Origin of the sequence: Aliivibrio sp. S10_S31 (assembly GCF_014694495.1) — a bacterium.
In the GTDB taxonomy this organism is placed as follows: domain Bacteria; phylum Pseudomonadota; class Gammaproteobacteria; order Enterobacterales; family Vibrionaceae; genus Aliivibrio; species Aliivibrio fischeri.
In genome coordinates, this window is sequence record NZ_JAAUWR010000010.1 from 105,313 (window position 1) to 123,802 (window position 18,490).

20 protein-coding genes are annotated in these 18,490 nt (G+C 37.3%); 11 read left to right on the plus strand and 9 right to left on the minus strand.

The genetic code is table 11. The features are described from left to right. The first annotated feature begins 2 nt into the window (after positions 1-2). From HC728_RS10630 to HC728_RS10660, 7 genes are all read left to right on the plus strand, one after another. The gene (locus HC728_RS10630; protein WP_190395463.1) at positions 3-1,925 is read left to right on the plus strand and encodes a transglycosylase SLT domain-containing protein; all 1,923 of its coding nucleotides are present in this window, start codon (positions 3-5) and stop codon (positions 1,923-1,925) included. A gap of 24 nt (positions 1,926-1,949) precedes the next feature. Next, complete coding sequence (locus tag HC728_RS10635; RefSeq protein ID WP_017019631.1) at positions 1,950-2,486, plus strand: GNAT family N-acetyltransferase; 537 nt, start codon at positions 1,950-1,952, stop codon at positions 2,484-2,486. A gap of 91 nt (positions 2,487-2,577) precedes the next feature. Next, a complete protein-coding gene (locus HC728_RS10640; protein ID WP_012533214.1) occupies positions 2,578-3,006 on the plus strand; it encodes a PACE efflux transporter in 429 nt (142 codons plus the stop codon). 29 nt (positions 3,007-3,035) lie between these two features. Continuing rightward, positions 3,036-3,635, plus strand: a complete 600-nt coding sequence (locus HC728_RS10645) for a sugar O-acetyltransferase (protein WP_017019632.1) — start codon at positions 3,036-3,038, stop codon at positions 3,633-3,635. Positions 3,636-3,759: 124 nt separating this feature from the next. Further along, positions 3,760-4,134 (plus strand): hypothetical protein, encoded by a 375-nt coding sequence (locus HC728_RS10650; RefSeq protein WP_012533825.1) that lies wholly within the window; start codon positions 3,760-3,762, stop codon positions 4,132-4,134. A 225-nt stretch (positions 4,135-4,359) separates the two neighbouring features. Then, positions 4,360-5,016: a Qnr family pentapeptide repeat protein gene (locus HC728_RS10655; protein ID WP_017019634.1), complete on the plus strand. Its 657-nt coding sequence runs from the start codon at positions 4,360-4,362 to the stop codon at positions 5,014-5,016. A 52-nt stretch (positions 5,017-5,068) separates the two neighbouring features. After that, entirely contained in the window at positions 5,069-5,359 is a 291-nt protein-coding gene (locus HC728_RS10660; RefSeq protein WP_190395464.1) for a putative quinol monooxygenase, read from the plus strand. Between the two features lie 71 nt (positions 5,360-5,430). Here the strand turns inward: HC728_RS10660 and HC728_RS10665 are convergent, their stop codons facing one another. Together HC728_RS10665 and HC728_RS10670 are read right to left on the minus strand one after the other, a co-directional pair. After that, the gene (locus tag HC728_RS10665; RefSeq protein WP_005419257.1) at positions 5,431-6,651 is read right to left on the minus strand and encodes a NupC/NupG family nucleoside CNT transporter; all 1,221 of its coding nucleotides are present in this window, start codon (positions 6,649-6,651) and stop codon (positions 5,431-5,433) included. A gap of 239 nt (positions 6,652-6,890) precedes the next feature. Continuing rightward, complete coding sequence (locus tag HC728_RS10670) at positions 6,891-7,802, minus strand: LysR family transcriptional regulator (RefSeq protein WP_012534072.1); 912 nt, start codon at positions 7,800-7,802, stop codon at positions 6,891-6,893. A 108-nt stretch (positions 7,803-7,910) separates the two neighbouring features. Here HC728_RS10670 and cobB point away from each other — a divergent pair, with 108 nt between their 5' ends. Continuing rightward, positions 7,911-8,672 (plus strand): Sir2 family NAD+-dependent deacetylase, encoded by a 762-nt coding sequence (gene cobB / locus HC728_RS10675; RefSeq protein WP_190395480.1) that lies wholly within the window; start codon positions 7,911-7,913, stop codon positions 8,670-8,672. A gap of 77 nt (positions 8,673-8,749) precedes the next feature. On the opposite strand, the gene HC728_RS10680 is transcribed toward cobB, so the two are convergent. The 5 genes from HC728_RS10680 to potA all read right to left on the minus strand — a co-directional run bounded on the left by HC728_RS10680 (position 8,750) and on the right by potA (position 13,883). After that, entirely contained in the window at positions 8,750-9,793 is a 1,044-nt protein-coding gene (locus tag HC728_RS10680) for an extracellular solute-binding protein (protein ID WP_005419252.1), read from the minus strand. A 201-nt stretch (positions 9,794-9,994) separates the two neighbouring features. Further along, positions 9,995-11,029: an extracellular solute-binding protein gene (locus HC728_RS10685; protein WP_005419251.1), complete on the minus strand. Its 1,035-nt coding sequence runs from the start codon at positions 11,027-11,029 to the stop codon at positions 9,995-9,997. 124 nt (positions 11,030-11,153) lie between these two features. After that, on the minus strand, positions 11,154-11,924 hold the full coding sequence (gene potC, locus HC728_RS10690; protein ID WP_005419249.1) for a spermidine/putrescine ABC transporter permease PotC: 771 nt from the start codon (positions 11,922-11,924) through the stop codon (positions 11,154-11,156). Next, positions 11,924-12,781, minus strand: coding sequence for a spermidine/putrescine ABC transporter permease PotB (potB, locus tag HC728_RS10695; RefSeq protein ID WP_005419248.1), 858 nt, complete (start codon positions 12,779-12,781; stop codon positions 11,924-11,926). The genes potC and potB overlap by 1 nt, the downstream gene beginning before the upstream one ends. Next, the gene (gene potA / locus HC728_RS10700; protein WP_012533573.1) at positions 12,765-13,883 is read right to left on the minus strand and encodes a spermidine/putrescine ABC transporter ATP-binding protein PotA; all 1,119 of its coding nucleotides are present in this window, start codon (positions 13,881-13,883) and stop codon (positions 12,765-12,767) included. Before potA ends, potB begins: the two co-directional genes overlap by 17 nt. A 313-nt stretch (positions 13,884-14,196) precedes the next feature. Here potA and HC728_RS10705 point away from each other — a divergent pair, with 313 nt between their 5' ends. The 3 genes from HC728_RS10705 to HC728_RS10715 are packed head-to-tail and all read left to right on the plus strand — an operon-like array spanning position 14,197 to position 16,404. Next, a complete protein-coding gene (locus HC728_RS10705) occupies positions 14,197-15,012 on the plus strand; it encodes a hypothetical protein (protein WP_190395465.1) in 816 nt (271 codons plus the stop codon). A gap of 8 nt (positions 15,013-15,020) precedes the next feature. After that, positions 15,021-15,755: a glucosaminidase domain-containing protein gene (locus HC728_RS10710; protein ID WP_190395466.1), complete on the plus strand. Its 735-nt coding sequence runs from the start codon at positions 15,021-15,023 to the stop codon at positions 15,753-15,755. Between the two features lies 1 nt (position 15,756). Further along, complete coding sequence (locus HC728_RS10715; protein WP_190395467.1) at positions 15,757-16,404, plus strand: DUF2987 domain-containing protein; 648 nt, start codon at positions 15,757-15,759, stop codon at positions 16,402-16,404. 71 nt (positions 16,405-16,475) lie between these two features. Here HC728_RS10715 and ttcA read toward each other — a convergent pair whose 3' ends face one another. Both ttcA and uspE read right to left on the minus strand, forming a co-directional pair. Continuing rightward, positions 16,476-17,399 (minus strand): tRNA 2-thiocytidine(32) synthetase TtcA, encoded by a 924-nt coding sequence (ttcA, locus tag HC728_RS10720; protein WP_011261911.1) that lies wholly within the window; start codon positions 17,397-17,399, stop codon positions 16,476-16,478. A 134-nt stretch (positions 17,400-17,533) separates the two neighbouring features. Further along, on the minus strand, positions 17,534-18,484 hold the full coding sequence (gene uspE / locus HC728_RS10725; RefSeq protein WP_190395468.1) for a universal stress protein UspE: 951 nt from the start codon (positions 18,482-18,484) through the stop codon (positions 17,534-17,536). Positions 18,485-18,490 lie beyond the last annotated feature (6 nt).

The following is an 18,490-nucleotide window of genomic DNA, read 5'->3' on the forward strand; positions in this document are numbered from 1 at the left end:
TGATGCGACTAATGAAAAAAGGATTTGTCGGGTTAATGCTCGGGTGTGTTTCAAACAGTGCTTTTGCGATTTCAGAGTTATGGCTTGATCGTTACGCTTATGATGCGATTCAGCAAGGGTTTAATAAAAAAGACATTTCTGTTTACCATAAGAAGCGCGGAGATTTAGATAACTATCCATTATCTGGGTATGCTGATTATCGTGCCTTTCTTTTTGATTTAAAAAATAAAACACCAGAAGAAGTAAATCATTTTTCAAAAGAGTTTGCTGATTATCCATTCTCCGTTTCCATTCGTGCTGATTACCTTAATGCATTGATTGCCACCAAAAATTGGCCATATTTAATCGCTTATCAAACAGAGTTACCTCGTGATCAAGATTACCAATGTTGGTATTACACTGCTTTTTATCATGAGAATGAATTGGACACCGCCTTTAATGGGGCAAAGCTACTCTGGTTAGATGGTGAGAGTGTTTCTAGCGCTTGTAATTCGCTTTTTTCATATTGGGATAAGGCTGGTGAGCGTACCGATGATATGATACTTGAGCGTGCGTTATACGCTGTTGATGAAAAGAACCCTAGATTGATTACCTATTTGCGAAAATTAGCCTCTACGGTTGATAGTAAAGATACACTAACGGAAATGCTGCGATTGTATCGTCAGCCTGAAAAGTTTACTGTGTTTTTTGAAACTAAAGAAGATACGCAATTTAATCGTAATTATGTTCAAACAGCGTTAAAGCATTTGGCAAAACACAATATAAATTCTGCTTATGATAAGGTGAGTTTTGTACAGAGTCATTTTTCGTTTGAAGATAATGAACTTCAATCAACACTTGAGTTTCTTGCCGTTAGGTTACTAGATACAAAAGATCCTGAAATAATCCAATGGAGAGATGAGATTTTAGAACGTTCAAGTGATAATCTCGTTCTAGAGCAGCGTATCCGTTTAGCAATTAGAAAAACGGAATGGAACGAAATTATATTTTGGATTAATAAGCTTACTAGTGAAGAACAAGCGTCATATCGATGGCAGTACTGGTTAGCTCGTAGTGAAATGAAGTTAGGGGATACTGAGTCTGGTGAAACACGCTTAAAGCGCATTGCTGGTAATAGACACTTTTATAGTATTGCGGCATCTATTGCACTAAAAAGAGAACCTCGATTTCCTATTGCCCGTGTAGAGTGTAACAAAGAGCAAATAGAGCCATATCAAGATGATATTGATCGTGTAGAGGAATTACTAGCATTAGGTAAAACGTATCCTGCAAGAAAACATTGGCGTCATGTAGTCGCAAAAGAGAATCAAGCCAAGAGTGCAGTTTTAGCTTGTTATGCTAAAAAGAAGCATTGGCATTTGTTTACACATGAAGCCACTATTCGTGGGGAGTTATGGGATTATATTTATTTGCGTTTTCCTGTTCGCTATTGGAAAGAATTTTCACGATATGGCGCTAAATATAATGTGGAGCCTGTGACATTATTAGCCCTTTCAAGACAAGAAAGTGGTTTAGAGCTAACTACCAAATCACCTGTTGGTGCTCGCGGATTGATGCAAGTGCTACCAAGTACTGCTGCATTTATGGCACAGAAGTATAATTTAAATTATCGACATTCGAGTGACTTGTTTGATTTAGATAAAAATGTTGCCGTAGGTAGCCGTTACTTAAGTCATTTGCTTGCTCGCTATAAGAACAATAGAGCTTACGCATTTTCTGCTTACAATGCAGGACCAACTATGGTGACGGTATGGCGAAGAGCAGCAAGTAAAGAGATCGATATATTTGGTTATATAGAGTCTATTTCCTTTAAAGAAACTCGAGTATACGTAAAGAATATTTTTATGTTTGAAATGTATTATCGAGAAATCTTAAAACTAGAAGGTGACTTCTTAAGACCTTCCGAATTGACCAATTCGATTTAACCAACAATAGGAATAATTATAGGTATGCATCATCAAGATCAATTGGCTGAACTGAATTATAAAACGTCACGCCTTATCATTGAACATATAGATTCTGTGATAGTAACCGAGCAAGCAAGCCAAGTCGTATTGAATAAGATTGTTGTGCTATTAACACCTCAAGTTACCCAAGGATTGCCTCCTTATTTTCATGATATAGACACGCTAAAAGAGGCTGAGATATGGCTGAAAAAGATGTCGAATGAAAGTCAGCTATTTACGGTATCGGCTAAGAATACTAACGATATTATCGGCTTTTTATTTTTATCAGGTTCAGATAATGAGGAAGTTCATTTAGGTTACTTATTGGGTGACGAGTATTGGCATAAAGGCTATGGTTCAGAATTACTCAGTGGCCTTTTAGATTACCTGCATCAACATCCATTTATAGAGAGACTTGTTGGTGGTGTTGATAAAGATAATATTGCCTCTGCTAAGCTACTAGAAAAAGTTGGATTTACAACCAAAGAAGAAAAGCATCCTATGGTTGTATTTTATGAGTATATTTTTAATCATGCTTAAAATTAGTATACGGATAGCGGATAGGTTCTAACTTTTACTCTCTATTTTTCTTTATATAATGACGCCAACATTAACCTTTGGAGTTTTTATTATGAGAAGTCGTTTTGACCGAATTCGTCACGCTATTATGTTTGAGTTGATTGGTCTTATTCTTATTGTCGGTGTTTTAAGTCAATTTGGCTTTGAAATGGGCCATGTTGGCATTATGGGTGTCGTATTTTCACTTGTCGCTACTGGGTGGAATTATGTCTATAACATCTTATTTGATAAGTACATGCTGAGAAAAACAGGCAGCACGGTAAAATCGACATTAAACCGTGTTGTTCATAGCTTAGGGTTTGAAGGCGGGTTATTGATTCTGACTATTCCTGCTATGGCGTGGTTCTTAAATATTAGTATCTTGGAAGCGTTTATTCTTGATATCGGTCTCGTGGTTTTCTATCTGTTTTATGCGTATGTTTATAATTTAGCTTATGATAAAGCATTCCCTATTAATGAGGTAAACCAAGTTACTCAATAAGTAGGAGCAAGCTTAACTAAGGAGTGGTTATGAGTCATAAGTTGTCAGATTTTTCAGTTCAAATTCCTATTAATAAAGAACTGTGTACATTTCAGGATGAAGTAAAAGAGCAACTGTATGACTTTAATCACTCTCGGCCATCAGAACATCAATTAAGAGCCGATGTATTGCAATCTATCCTTGGTCAATACAAGGGAGTGACTATCGTTCCTCCATTTTATTGTGATATGGGAAAGAACATACATTTTGAGTGTGGTGGATTTTTAAATGCAGGAGTTAAGATCTTAGATCTTGCTCCTGTTTTTATTGGAGCATATGTTCAAGTTGGACCAAATGTTGTGATAAGTACAGCAGGGCATCCTTTTGATCTAGCGGAACGAGTATTACCGATTGCTTCAGCTAACCCAATTAAGATTGGAGATAATGTTTGGATTGGTGCTAATGCTGTTATATTGGATGGTGTGACAATAGGTGATCGAAGTGTGATTGGTGCAGGAAGTGTAGTGACAAAAGATATTCCACCAGACTGTGTCGCTGTCGGTAATCCTTGTCGAGTGATTAAGACAATTACTCATTCAGACATGCCATCTGATGATGAACTTGATGAAATGTGGGCAGGTCTAACATAATTATTATTATCAATAAAACACACAATTGAATAATTTGTGAACAATATCATTTATTAGTGATCACAACGGCACATTGTTTTAAAAAAATTTCCTAGAATATATCTATAACCACAAGGAGGTAACTATGGACAGTGTGACTATTGCATTACATCAGTTAAATAGAGCGATTGATCTTTATTTTAATGAGCGTGACTTTATTTGTACGATTACATTAAGTAATTCTGCGCAGACAATTTTAAGAAAAAAACTCATTTCTGAATCTCAGGCAAGAGCGTGTGAAGATGTTATTTTTAATAAATCTTTTACTACTTTTCAGCAAAACTCAAAGACAGAGCCTTGCGTTTCTCTTCACTCGCTAGAGACGGAACATGAATGGGAAGAGAAAGCGACAGAAGTTCTAATGACATGCTGTGAGAATGTAATGAAGCTTAATTTACCACGTAGTATTCAAGTATCAGCGTTCGTAAGAGCAAAGAGTAAAATGTTTGTATGTTCTTAGTATGAGCAGAAAGTTATGTATCAACGCGCTATATGCATCGCTGGCTTGTAAAATTATTTTTTTGGTCTGGCTCGGTTGTCAGTTTAAAACGGTGTTAACCCCTTTTATAGCTCGCTCTAGGGGGTAAATATGACGGTTTTAACTTGTTGATATTAAAGGGTTTGTTTTTGTTGAGTTTATCATGGTTACTGGTAGTCTTCTCCTTAATAAGCTTAAGGAGTATTTATGGCTATTTATAATGAAACATTTGATGGTGTTGATTTCTCACATCAAGATCTGAGTAACGCATATTATGAAGGGTGTAAGTTTTACCTATGTAACTTTTCTCGAACAAATTTAAGAGATGCTCAGTTTGTTGATTGCAGTTTCATTGAGCAAGGAGCAATTGAAGGCTGTCACTTTGAATATGCAGACTTAAGAGATTCGTCCTTTAAGAGTTGTAAAATAGCAATGGCTAATTTTAAAGGTGCAAATGCATTTGGTATTGAGTTCAGAGAGTGTGATTTAAAAGGCGCTAATTTTTCTCAAGCGAGCTTTTCAAATCAAATTAATCATCAAATGTACTTTTGTTCTGCTTACATTACGGGTTGTAATTTATCGTATGCGAATCTTGAACGCTTATGCATTGAAAAGTGTGATTTGTTTGAAAATAAATGGAATGGGGCGAATTTACAAGGTGCGTCCTTTAAAGGCTCAGACTTAAGTCGAAGCTCTTTCTCAGAAGATGCATGGGAGCAATTTAAGTTTCAAGAGAGTGATTTATGCCATTGTGAATTAGAAGGGTTAGATCCTCGTCGTGTTGATTTAACTGGTGTGAAAATTTGTGGATGGCAACAAGAGCAATTGTTAGAACCGTTAGGATTAATTGTACTTCCTGAATAAAGACGTGTTTTAATAGTTAATCAAAGCTTTTTAAATAGAATGAACTTATACAATGACTAAAATATTAACGATTGTCGCAAGAATTGAAGCGCAAGAAGGTAAAACAGAATTGGTGAAAACCGAAATGCTTAAACTACTTGATCCAACACGGAAAGAAGTAGGATGTATTCAGTATGATCTTCACCAAGATAATGAGAATCCAAATGTATTTGTGTTTCATGAGCAGTGGGAAAGTGAAGAGTGCCTTCAAGCTCATTTAGATACGCCTCATATTATTAATTATGTAAAAGCGGTGGATGGTTCTATTGCTTCGTTTTTTTTGAATCGAATGACTAAGCTTTAAATCCATTATTCATTTATAAAAAAAGCCACTTATGATTATTCACAAGTGGCTTTTTATTGTCTTACTTACTATTAGAAAGACAGGAAGATGCCTGCAACGGTTGCACTCATTAAGTTTGCTAATGTTGCTGCAAAGATTGCTTTCATACCTAAACGTGCAATATCAGGGCGGCGACTTGGAACGACACCACCTAAACCACCCATTAGCATTGCAATAGAGGTTAAGTTTGCAAAGCCACATAGGGCAAAAGTGACGATAGCTTGAGAATGTTCACTTAATTGATCTTTCACTGCCATTAAATCAGCAAAAGCTACAAATTCATTAATCGCGATTTTTTTACCGATTAAACTTGCTGCAACGGTTGCTTCAGACCATGGTACACCGATTAACCATGCTACAGGTGCAAATAGGTAACCAAAGATCAGCTCTAAACTTAAATTGTCTAAACCAACAAGCAATCCTAATTGATGTAAACCACCATTTAATAATGCAATTAAGCTAATAATAGCTAATAAGCTTGCACCAACAGCAAATACAATTTGTAAGCCATTTAATGCGCCTTGTGAAGCGGCATCAATAATGTTTACTGGAGCATCATCAACTTCATCTTCTGAATATTGATCGGCTTCATTGATTTCTTCTGTTTGTGGGACCAGAAGTTTTGCCATCATTAGACCCGCAGGTGCTGACATGAAACTTGCGGCAATTAAGTATCTCAGTTCAACACCTAATCCTGCGTAACCAACCATTGTACCGCCAGCTACAGAGGCAAGACCACCAACCATAACAGCAAACAGTTCAGAGCGTGACATTTTTGCAAGGAAAGGGCGAACAACCAGTGGTGCTTCAACAGAACCAACAAAAATATTTGCGGTTGCAGACATAGATTCTGTACGAGTTGTACCTAAGAAGCGTTGTAATCCGCCACCAATAGTGCGAATAACCCAACCCATAACACCTAGGTAATAGAGTACTGAGATAAGAGCAGAGAAGAATACAATCGTAGGTAAAACGTTGACGGCAAAAATGAAGCCCAGTTTGTACTGCGCAAGATCACCAAAAAGGAATTCTGTACCCACACGACCGTAATCAATAATGCTTGATACTGCCATAGAAATACTATTCAGAATAGTTCGACCAATAGGAACGTATAAGATAAAACCGGCAAATAACAGTTGAATTAGGAAAGCACCTAATACTGTTCTCCATTTTATGGCTTGACGGTTTTCTGAGAAAAGAATTGCAATCGCGAATAGGCAAACAATGCCTAAAATACTGACCAAAAAGTTCACGGTCAAACTCCAAAAGTATCTAGTGTAATGATTGCGGAGGTATTCTATTCAAAAATAAAAATGTGACAAGGATCAAATTGTTAAGCTAAAAACATCATGATAACAAAAAGAGGCTTATTTGTTGAATTAGTAGACAAAAACCTATTAATTGAGGCTTTTGTCACATATTTAGAAGTCAGTTTTTATTATATAAAACAATTGTGGTGGATTTTTAATTAATAATCCCATCAGCAGAATGATTAAATTTTGCCAATTTGCGTTTCATTAATATGCTGACGAACAAATTCCATGAAAACATGTACCTTCTTAGGCAGGAATTTTCGTCTTGGATAAACGGCATACAGGGGCATTGATTGGTTTAATTCCCAATCAGGCAAAAGTTGAACGAGTTTACCTGTTTGCAATTCATCAGAAAGAAGATAAGTGGCAATATAACCAATACCATTACCTGCAGTGGTGGCATTACGAATGGCATCAGCCGAGTCAATACGATAGTTACCAGACACTTTTATCTGAAGGTTTTCATCCTCTTTATGAAAGCCCCAAACGTCGTCTTTACGTTCTCTACTGATATAAGTTAAGCAGTTATGCTTTTTTAAGTCATAAGGATGGTAAGGGATCCCTTGTTTTGCCAGGTATAGAGGGCTTGCAACTAATACAAAGTGGCAATCAATGAGGTGGCGCGCAACAAATCCTTCTGGAGGGGAATCCATTACACCTATCCATAAGTCTAATTGCTCTGCAATCACATCGATCTTATGATCGAATAAAGTGATCTCTATATTTAGTTGTGGATAAGCATGGTGCAGCTCTGATAGATAAGGAAGAATGTGGTTAGTAGCAAATGATTGCGCGATACCAACACGCAATTTTCCTTGCAGGTTATCAATATTGGTTAACAATTCATTTTCAGCTTCGTTAATTTCATCGGCGATATTAGCACAATGAACTGCGAAGGTTTGTCCTGCTTCAGTTAGAGAAAATGAACGTGTTGTACGTTGAACCAATTGGACACCTAAACGTTCTTCTAATAATTGAATTTGTTGGCTTACTTGAGTTCGAGATATATCAAGAAGCTGTGCGGCTTTGGTAAAGCTTTGTTGTTGAGTTAAGGCGTTGAATACAATCATTTGCTTGGCTTGCTTTAACATGTATATCTCTATTCATTATTAGTATGGTTGATTCCATTGTAATGGAGGGGCTGTGTTGAATAAAGTAGCTTAGGTGTTTGTTTTAGTATCCATAGAAACTGTAATGTTATTCATGGTAGAGTTTCAGTAAGAATCAAATTGATTAAGGATGATGCTATGTTATTTCCGTATAAGAATATCGTAATTTTAACTGGTGCTGGAATATCGGCAGAGTCGGGGATCCAAACTTTTCGGGCTAGTGATGGTTTATGGGAAAACCACCGAATTGAAGATGTTGCAACACCAGAAGGTTTTTTGAATGATCCAGATTTAGTGCAGGATTTTTATAATAAGCGTAGAGCTTTATTGAAAAGCGATAATATTCAACCTAATGCAGCTCATAAGGCACTCGCTAAGCTTGAAAAAGAGTTGGATGGTACGGTGACAATCGTGACTCAGAATATTGATGATCTACATGAGCGCGGTGGAAGCATAAATGTGATTCATATGCATGGTGAGTTAAACAAGATTCGTTGTGAAGAATCGAATCAAGTGTTTGAGTGTACAGATGATATTCATACTGGTGATTTGTGTCATTGTTGCCAAATACCAGCTCAATTACGTCCTCATGTCGTATGGTTTGGTGAAATGCCATTAGAAATGGGCAGAATCCATGAAGCGTTAAATCAGGCTGATTTATTTATTTCGATTGGTACATCGGGCTCTGTTTATCCTGCTGCTGGTTTTGTGCATGAAGCTCGTTTACATGGTGCACATACCATTGAGATCAACTTGGAGCCAAGTGCTGTAGATGATGAGTTTGAAGAGAAGCGTTATGGTAAAGCGGGTGAGTTAGTACCTGAGTTGGTTTCGGAACTATTAGAAATATAACCTTTAATAAAAAAGCCAATAAATCATTAGATTCATTGGCTTTTAAATGTGTTGTATTACGATGTAATAGATGAGTATTACATATCAACTTTTAGCTTTTGGAAGTATTCGTCATAAAGCGTACTTGCTTCACCAACTTCGTCTTGCCATTCACCTGAATCCATTACAGATTGAGGAGGGAAGATGTTTGGATCATTAGCAAACTCTTTAGGTAAAAGAGGGTATGCTGATTTAACTGGCGTTGGGTAGCCGATTTCTAATGCAATTTTAGCCGCGTTTTCAGGACGTAGTAAGAAATCCATCATTTGGTGTGCTGCATCGATGTTTTTTGCACCAGCAGGGATTGCTAAGCTATCCATCCAGAAGATAGCACCTTTTTCTGGCCATACGATTTGAATGTTTGCACCTTCTTCACGAGCCATGTAAGCAGAACCGTTCCAAAGCATACCAACACTTGTTTCGCCCGCTAAGTATGGGTTTGCAGGGAAGTCTGAGTTAAACACCAAAATGTTAGGCATTAGTTTTTTCAGCTCTTCGTAAGCGGCTTTGATTTCTTCAGGATTTGTTGTATTTGCTGAGTAACCAAGTTTAGTTAATGCGATATGGAACACTTCACGTGAGTCATCCATCATCATTAACTGACCTTGCCATTTTTCATCCCAGAAATCATTCCAAGAATGAAGCTCATTCGGGTTCATCATATCAGCATTTACACCAATACCTGTAGCGCCCCAAATGTAAGGAATAGAGTAGTTGTTATTTGGATCAAAAGGCTTATTTAGGTAGTTTGGATCTAAGTCTTTGAAATGAGGTAATTTAGATTTATCAATCTTTTGTAGCATACCTTCTTTGCGCATTTTCGATACAAAGTAAGTTGAAGGAACAACTAGATCATATCCAGAACCTTGAGTTTTTAATTTAGCGTACATGCTTTCATTCGACTCATACGTCGAATAATAAACTTTGATACCAGTTTCTTTAGTGAAGTCTTCAAGAACTTCATTTGGAATGTATTCTGACCAGTTATAAAAATAGAGCTCTTTATCTGCAGCTTGTGCATTACCAGCGATTAAGGCTGCAGCGCACAGTCCTGTAGAGACGAGAGTTGTCCACTTTTTCATTTCCTTCTCCTATATATGAGGGGAGTATCCATAATTGAGCGCGCATTATAGCAATTTTTGCAGGAGACTGCATGTCATTGCAAATCAATAACTTGGCTTAAATCAAGGTAATATAAATTAGTTTGTAAGGAAATTTGTGCGAGGGAGATCAAAAATGGCAGCGATATACGCTGCCATTAGTAAGGTTCAGTAAGGGTTAGGTTACTGTCCGGCTTTCAGTTTTAAGAAGTACTCTTCGTATTTAACTGTCATGTCACCAACTGCAGATTGCCACTCAACGCGGTCTAAATCTTCTTGTGATGGGAACAGAGGTGCAACGTCTTTAAACTTGTCGTTTGATGCTTTAACTGCTGTTAGGTAGCCAGTATCTGCTGAAATGCGTGCTGCGATTTCTGGACGAAGTAAAAAGTCGATCATCTTATGAGCGGCTTCTACATTGTTTGCGCCTGAAGGGATTGCAAAGTTATCAACCCAACCGATACCACCTTCTTTAGGGAAGATAAGTTTAATAGGTAAACCTTCAGCTTGAGCGGCTGCTGCAGAACCATTCCAAAGCATACCAAGACCAACTTCGCCAGCCATGTATGGTGCACCTGGGTTGTCTGAGTTAAATACTAATACGTTTGGCATTAGTTTTTGTAGCTCAGCATACGCTTCGTCAATTTCTTTCGGGTTTGTTGAGTTACCTGAGTAACCTAATTTACGTAATGCAATGTGGAATACTTCACGAGTATCATCCATAAGCATTAATTGACCTTCAAATTCTGGATTCCAAAGATCGCCCCAGCTATTGAAATCATCTGGGTTGTACATTTCTGTGTTAACTGCAAGACCAGTGATCGCCACTACGTGTGGAATAGAGTATTCATTCTTAGGATCAAATGGCTTGTCTAAGTAGTTAGTATCCAATTGAGTGAAGTTTGATAGTTTTGATTTATCAATTGGTTGAAGCATTTTTTCGTCACGCATTTTTGCAACGAAATAAGTTGAAGGAACAACTAGGTCATAACCTTTATTGTGAGCCTTCATTTTAGCGTATAAAGTTTCGTTTGACTCATAAGTAGAGTAGATAACTTTAATGCCAGTTTCTTTAGTAAATTCTTCTAAAATATCACTGTTGATGTATGGTCCCCAGTTCATGAATACCAATTCATCATTTTCTTTTGCGTTTGCAACATTCATTGTTAGTGCTAAAGCGCAGGCGGTTCCAGTAAAAAACGCAGCCATTTTGTTCATTGATTGACTCTCCATTAGAGTGATAAAAAAGAAGACATGTCGAACAAAAGGCATGTCTTCCAGATTTATTGTTTGCATGAAACGATGGTTTACATGAAACAATTAATTTAAAACATTAGAACTATTACTTAATTTTTTCTCTTGCTAATAGTTGTGACAGTACAACTAAAATCAGAGAAACAAACAACATTACTGTTGCCAAGGCATTCACTTCAGGTGAAATACCAACTTTAACCATCGAGTAAATCTTCAATGGTAAAATTTCGTAAGTTGGACCCGTTACAAATGAACTGATGATTACATCATCCAATGAAAGGGTAAAACTTAATAACCAGCCAGCAGCGACAGCTGGTTTTGCTAGAGGAAGGATAATTTGTTTAAGAATCACCCATTCACTTGCACCTAAATCACGTGCAGCTTCTAACATTTTCACATCAAAGCCTTTTAAGCGGCTATAAACTGTTACTACCACGAATGGTAAACAGAAAGTGATGTGAGCAATTAATAGTGTTAAAAAGCCAAGCTCAAAACCGATTACAAGGAAAATAGCCAGTAATGAAATTGCCATCACGATATCAGGAGACATCATCACAACAAACAGTAGACCATTAACAAACTTTTTGCCTTTAAACTGATAACGGAAAAGGGCAACTGCAGTTAAACTACCAATAATGGTTGCAGCAGTACCTGAAATTACTGCGATAGTAATAGAGTGCCAAGCTGCTTGCATTAAGCTGTCATTGTTTACTAGCGCTTCATACCATTTTGTAGTGAAGCCGCCCCATTTCATACCAAATTTACTTGCGTTGAATGAGTTCGCAATCAGAACGATGATTGGTAGGTATAAGAAAAGATATACCAAACTCATAAAACTAAATCTAATTGTGCGTCCCATTAGTCTAGATCCGCCTTTTTGTTTAATAACTTGCCTGCACGGTAGTAAGCATAAAGCATTAATGCCATCGCCAAGGTGAGGGCGATACTGGTCGCTGCACCAAATGGCCAATCACGTGCGTTCAATACTTGGCTCTTAATTACGTTACCAATTAGTAGGTTTTTCGCACCACCTAATAGGTCAGAAATATAGAACATGCCAAGAGCTGGAAGTAATACTAATAAACAACCACCGATGATTCCTGGCATTGTTAGTGGCAATACAATCTTCCATAGAGTTTGAAGTTTGTTTGCACCTAGATCACGAGCCGCTTCTAAGTAAGTACCGTCAAGTTTTTCAATTGCTGAATACAGTGGCAAAATCATGAAAGGTAATAGAATGTAAACTAAACCAATCATTACTGCTGTTTCTGTGTACATAATGCGTAATGGTTTATCGATGATATCCATTGCAATTAGGCTTTTATTTAAAATACCTTGAGTACCTAACACAATTTTTAACCCATAAGTACGGATTAACGAGTTAGTCCAAAAAGGAACAATAATCAAAAACAGCATAAATGGGCGCCATCTTTCAGGCATTTTTGCAACGATGTAGGCAAATGGGTAACCCACAACCAAACAGATTAACGTTGCAACAATGGCCATATAAAATGAATGCCATAGCACTTTTGCATATAGTGGATCAAAAAGACGTAGATAGTTATCTATCGTAAACGTCATTTCGATTAAATTTGCTTCATCACGAGTTAAGAAGCTAGTACCGATGATCATTACATTTGGAATGAAAACGAACAGCAGTAACCAACTAACAATAATTGTGATGATGATATTTTGGAGATTAAACTTCTTGTTCATCTGCTAACACCACTTCCCAGCTTTCAACCCAAGTAATTGCTACTTTTTGACCTAAAGAGTGATCAACATCTGGATCATCTTCATTAAAGAACTCACTGATCATTACACGCATACCTGAATCTAATTCAAGTACAGAGTCTAAAGTCATACCTTTGTACGTACGTTCACGTACATAACCAGTGATGCCTTTATTATCAGACTCTTTAATTTCTTCTAGGCGTAAATCTTCAGGACGAAGTAGTACTTTCACTTTATCGCCAGGAGCAACATCAAGGTCGCAATATACGATAGCTGAAGTATCTTCGATTTCTGCTTTAATACGTTTTTCATCAAGACGTTCTTGCACTGTAGCAGCAAATACGTTGATTTCACCGATGAAGCGAGCAACAAATAAGTTCTTTGGTTCTTCGTATATTTCACGAGGAGTACCGTCTTGTTCAATAACACCATCACGCATTACGATAATACGGTCAGACATTGAAAGAGCTTCTTCCTGGTCGTGAGTTACGAAAATAAAAGTAATACCTAACTGACGTTGTAATTGTTTAAGTTCAATTTGCATTTGCTTACGTAGTTTGTAATCAAGCGCAGATAGAGATTCATCAAGAAGAAGAACCTTAGGCTTATTTACAACTGCACGAGCAATTGCGATACGTTGTTGTTGACCACCAGATAACTGATGAGGCTTACGGTTTGCCATTTGAGCTAAACGAACCATTTGCAGAGCTTCTGTTACACGAGGCTCAATTTCTGATTCTGCAACTTTTTGCATACGTAAACCAAACGCAACGTTCTCAAACACCGTCATGTGCGGGAATAGGGCGTAGCTTTGGAATACGGTATTCACATGCCTTTGTTCTGCGGGCATTGACGTTACATCTGTCGAATCCAATAAAATTGTTCCAGCATCAGCGGTTTCGAAACCTGCAATCATGCGTAACACTGTGGTTTTACCACAACCTGAAGGACCAAGAATTGTTAAAAATTCACCGTGATTTACATCTAAGTCAAAATTAGAAATCACTTCTTTTCCATCAAAGCTTTTAGAAATACCAGTTAATTTAATAACTGCTTCTTTTTCGGATTGTTGTGTAACGTTCAATGTCTTTTTATCTCCGCCTTGGGTAGTGATACCGCGTTTAAGTGTTGATTATAAATGGGGATTTCGGGCGCATAATAGACCCCATCTCACAATATGAAAAGTTTTTTTTATTTGATATGGCAAACTTTTTTAAAAGTCGTTGATTTTCAATCTGTTTGTGTATCTATTTTGAGCTTTATTATAGACGAAAATCAGTAAGTTGGTGTCATTTGTTACAAATAACTTTGTATTTAGATAATTTCTTTTTTATGAATACTGCACTCATGCTTTGAAATACGTATAATCGCCCCATGTTTTATTGTGGTACACAGAAATGAGTGAACAACCAAAAGAGAAAACGTTTATCTTAGGTGGCAGTATTGAAAAGGCAGTTTCAGGTCAATTTGAGCTGAGTCCTGTGAGTGTTCTTCAAGAAGCTTGGAAAAATACGGTTAAACATTTTTTCGTCTTTTCTCCAGCAATATTATTGCTAACATTCTCATATATGGCGGTATTCTTTTTAGCGCTTCAAATCCAACTTGGCGATCCTGCTGTTTTATTTAAGGCATTTTTAGGTGAAACTGAACTAACGACAAAGATTTCATATGCTGCATTTGTCGCTGGTTTGAGTGCTCAAGTCATTGTTTCTCCGTTAACGGCAGGAGCAAGCTTAATGGGAATGAGCCATGCAGCGGGTTTAAAATGTCGTACAAGCTACATTTTTAAAGGGATCGCTTCAGCTGGTATGGTGGCGCTAGTTACGATTTTGTCTGAAGTGCTGCAAGGCATGGTAAATATTTATTTACCTATGGTAGCCCTATATTTATCGATGGCTTTTGGTATGTCTATTCTACTTGTGTGCGAGAAAAAGGTTCCGCCATTACAAGCGTTATTGCTGTCATTTAGAGCGACAAATAAAAAACTGGCGTCAATGCTGTTAATTCATATTGTTATTATGCTGGCGTTAGTGTTCGGTATTGCATTATATGGCGTAGGTTTGATTGTAGTTATGCCTTTCATTTTTAACGTGAAGGGAATTATTTACCGCAATATGTTTGGCATTACTTTAAAAGTGATGGTGAAAGATAAGAATGGAGATGATGAGGATAAACCTGATCAATCTGTTCAAAATGATATTTTCAATGCGTGAGTTTAATAATGATTAAAAAAATCTTAATTTTATCTACAGTGTTAATGATGGCGGCGTGTACACCTAAAGAAGATGTGCCGGATTTTAAGGCATTTAAAGATGTAAAAGAAAAAAAGGCTGCTTTTTTTAACTTTATGTATCCAGCGGTTATTGCTGAAAACGCTCGTGTTAAAGAAGAGCGTGCGTTTATTGAGTCTTTAGTTATCAAAAACGACAACGATACTGCTTTGTCATCAAAAGAGTTAGAAAAGGCTACTGAGTTATCAAAAGCATATAAAGAAAAGCTAACTGATAAAGGCATAACTGCTGAGTGGCTTAATAATATGCTTGTTAAGGTTGATTACATTCCTGCGCCTCTAGTTCTTAGCCAAGGGGCTAACGAATCTGCATGGGGCACATCTCGTTTTGCTCGTGAGGCTAATAACTACTTCGGTCAGTGGTGTTACACTAAAGGTTGTGGTGTTGTACCGAGTAAACGTAATGAAGGTGCTGCACATGAGGTTGCTAAGTTTGATTCATCTCAAGAAGCGGTACATGCATATTTTATGAATGTAAATCGCAATAACGCGTATGCAGATCTTCGTAAAATTCGTATGGAATTGCATGCTTCTCCACAAAACTTAACACCAGAGCAAGAAGCGAATGTATTAGCGAATGGCTTAATTCGTTACTCAGAGCGTGGCGAGGCATATGTAGAAGAGATTCAAGCTATGATCCGCCATAATAGTCAATACTGGAGATAAAATGAAAAAATGGATTAGTGCGACGACGTTGTCACTATTGTGTTTGGCACTACCGGTAAAAGCCGAGCAGTATCGTTTTACGTATACAAAGCTTTATTACCAGCTAAAAGTAAATCAAAAAGAAGGGCATGAAGATGTACGTATGGCGCTTTTCTTTAATGATGCACAAACAGGTAAGGCTTGTCAGATAACAAAAGCATGGATGGAAAAAGAAGAGCATTATGAGGAATTTACGATTCCAAGTAACCAAGAATTACCTCTTCCTATTGATAACAATTTAAAGTCAGCTAATCCATTAGTTTATATTCAAACTGAAGAAGGCAAGCAATGTGATATCTCGATGGAGGTATTAGCAAACAAATCTTTCCGTGGTTCTGTATCAGCTAAAGAGCTTAAAGAATTAACGATTCAGATGGATGCGATGCTTGCAGATATTGGTGGAATGTTTTCCAAATATTTCATGCCTGATGTAGAAGGCGTTACTTTTGTTTTTAGTGACACTGTCACTAAGGGTGTTAGCACTTCGACAGGTGAGTTACTGCCACTTAATAATGGGAAAGTAATAATTGATCTTCGAAAGTACAATGATGATGTTAAATTTGAACTACCAACTGAAGTATTAAAAGTAACACCGTGGCTAGTCAAATAGTTTGAATAAATCAAAATAAAAAAGGCGCAAACGTTAACCGTTTGCGCCTTTTTTTATTTGGTATTAGATAATTAATCTACATTTACAACATCTAATTTTAATGATGGGTCAAACTCTGCAACTGCATCGTCAGCATCAACGGGTAATGTTGGCATTTCTTCTTTATCAAAACCAATATCACCACCGTTAATAACACCTGAATCACGGTTGATGCTCTTAAAGTCAAACGTATTAAAGTCAGCCAAATGACTTGGAACTACGTTTTGCATTGCAGTAAACATAGTCTCAATACGTCCAGGGAACTGCTTATCCCATGTATTAAGCATTTGCTTAACGTTTTGACGTTGCATATTAGGTTGTGAACCACAAAGATTACATGGAATGATAGGGTAATCACGCATGTCAGCGTATTTGATAATGTCTTTTTCACGACAGTACGCTAAAGGACGGATTACAACGTGCTCACCATTGTCTGAAACTAGTTTTGGTGGCATGCCTTTTAATTTACCGCCATAGAACATGTTCAAGAACATAGTTTCTAGGATATCATCACGATGGTGACCAAGAGCAATTTTAGTTGCACCTAGTTCTTTTGCTGTGCGGTAAAGAATACCACGACGTAAACGTGAACATAGAGAACAAGTTGTTTTACCTTCAGGAATTTTATCCTGAACGATAGAATAGGTATCTTCTTCTACAATTTTGTATTCTACACCTAACTTCTCAAGGTATTCAGGAAGAATATGAGCAGGGAAACCTGGTTGTTTCTGGTCTAGGTTTACAGCGATTAAGTCAAATGAGATCGGCGCACTTTTCTTTAAGCTCATTAAGATATCAAGCATAGTGAAGCTATCTTTACCACCAGATAGACATACCATGATGCGGTCACCGTCTTCAATCATGTTGTAATCGGCAATAGCATTACCTGTATTACGACGGATTTTCTTTTGAAGCTTATTGAAATTGTATTGCTGCGCTTTAGTTAATTCGCTCATTTACTTACTCTAAACTAATGGTGGAACTGATAAGGCGGGTATTATACCCAAACAAGATCAATAAGCGAGTTTAGACGGGATTATTTTGGGAGAAAAGGGCCTAAAACTTGTTCAGAATTAGGCCTTAATGACATTTAGCTGATATGGTTAGGGTCCAAAGGGCTAATATAACCATCTGGTTTTAATGCTAAAATATCACAGTTAAGTAAATCTAAAGTGTTTTCAGCTGTATTACCAATAAAAATTGCAGATAGGCCAGTACGGCCAGTGGTACCAAGAATAACAAGTCCTGCGGTAAGTTCGTCTTCAACTTCAGAAATTACTTCTTCAGTTGGCCCTTCATAAACATGAGTTTGCTCTTCTGGAATTCCGTGTTTTTGTCTTAATGCTTTCATTTGTGTCAAATGATGACCACGAATAGCATCTTTATATTGCACAGCATTAAACTCAGGTAACTCTACGTGAATAGATGGTGGTGTTGATGGATAAGCATTAACTAGGTGAGGTGTTGAGTTTAACACTTCAGCGAAATAGATGGCTTCATCAACCATTTTATCATTCAGTTGTAAGTGTGCAGGGTTTTCAGACCCAACATGTACTGAGGCTAGAATGTTGCCATTTTCAGGCCATGGGCGTTCTTTAACCAATAAAACAGGAATAGGAGACTTACGTAATAAATGCCAATCCGTTGGTGTAAAGAATACAGTCTCTAATTTTGCGTGTTGACGTGTTGCTTTGATCAATATGTTATAACTGCCATCGAATATTTCATTAATAATGGCTTCGTAAGGGCGGTTATGCCAAATGACTTTAATGGTTATGGTGACATGATCTGATTTAGAGTAATCAGCAATGACGTCATTGAGCATTTTCACTTTTTGAGAAACTACGCCATTACGCATTGCCATCCGCTCATCCGCAGATAACATAGAAGTCATCTCATAAGAAAAATCATAAGTGGTACAAAACAAGGTGATCTCACTTGGCTTTGTACTTCGATTCGCAATATCTAACGCACGTTTTAGTGCAGGTTGTTCTTCCTGATCTATGATCCCAGCAACAAGTATTTTACGGTAGCGGTTCATACTAAC

Excerpts from the sequence above, each read along its gene's own strand:
- HC728_RS10635 (WP_017019631.1), top strand. The coding sequence starts at position 1,950 with ATGCATCATCAAGATCAATTGGCTGAACTGAATTATAAAACGTCACGC.
- potC (WP_005419249.1), bottom strand. The coding sequence starts at position 11,924 with ATGGGACGCACAATTAGATTTAGTTTTATGAGTTTGGTATATCTTTTC.
- HC728_RS10685 (WP_005419251.1), bottom strand. The coding sequence starts at position 11,029 with ATGAACAAAATGGCTGCGTTTTTTACTGGAACCGCCTGCGCTTTAGCA.
- uspE (WP_190395468.1), bottom strand. The coding sequence starts at position 18,484 with ATGAACCGCTACCGTAAAATACTTGTTGCTGGGATCATAGATCAGGAA.
- HC728_RS10650 (WP_012533825.1), top strand. The coding sequence starts at position 3,760 with ATGGACAGTGTGACTATTGCATTACATCAGTTAAATAGAGCGATTGAT.
- HC728_RS10710 (WP_190395466.1), top strand. The coding sequence starts at position 15,021 with ATGATTAAAAAAATCTTAATTTTATCTACAGTGTTAATGATGGCGGCG.
- HC728_RS10645 (WP_017019632.1), top strand. The coding sequence starts at position 3,036 with ATGAGTCATAAGTTGTCAGATTTTTCAGTTCAAATTCCTATTAATAAA.
- HC728_RS10715 (WP_190395467.1), top strand. The coding sequence starts at position 15,757 with ATGAAAAAATGGATTAGTGCGACGACGTTGTCACTATTGTGTTTGGCA.
- HC728_RS10655 (WP_017019634.1), top strand. The coding sequence starts at position 4,360 with ATGGCTATTTATAATGAAACATTTGATGGTGTTGATTTCTCACATCAA.
- potB (WP_005419248.1), bottom strand. The coding sequence starts at position 12,781 with ATGAACAAGAAGTTTAATCTCCAAAATATCATCATCACAATTATTGTT.
- HC728_RS10640 (WP_012533214.1), top strand. The coding sequence starts at position 2,578 with ATGAGAAGTCGTTTTGACCGAATTCGTCACGCTATTATGTTTGAGTTG.
- HC728_RS10660 (WP_190395464.1), top strand. The coding sequence starts at position 5,069 with ATGACTAAAATATTAACGATTGTCGCAAGAATTGAAGCGCAAGAAGGT.
- ttcA (WP_011261911.1), bottom strand. The coding sequence starts at position 17,399 with ATGAGCGAATTAACTAAAGCGCAGCAATACAATTTCAATAAGCTTCAA.
- HC728_RS10630 (WP_190395463.1), top strand. The coding sequence starts at position 3 with ATGCGACTAATGAAAAAAGGATTTGTCGGGTTAATGCTCGGGTGTGTT.
- HC728_RS10670 (WP_012534072.1), bottom strand. The coding sequence starts at position 7,802 with ATGTTAAAGCAAGCCAAGCAAATGATTGTATTCAACGCCTTAACTCAA.
- HC728_RS10680 (WP_005419252.1), bottom strand. The coding sequence starts at position 9,793 with ATGAAAAAGTGGACAACTCTCGTCTCTACAGGACTGTGCGCTGCAGCC.
- HC728_RS10705 (WP_190395465.1), top strand. The coding sequence starts at position 14,197 with ATGAGTGAACAACCAAAAGAGAAAACGTTTATCTTAGGTGGCAGTATT.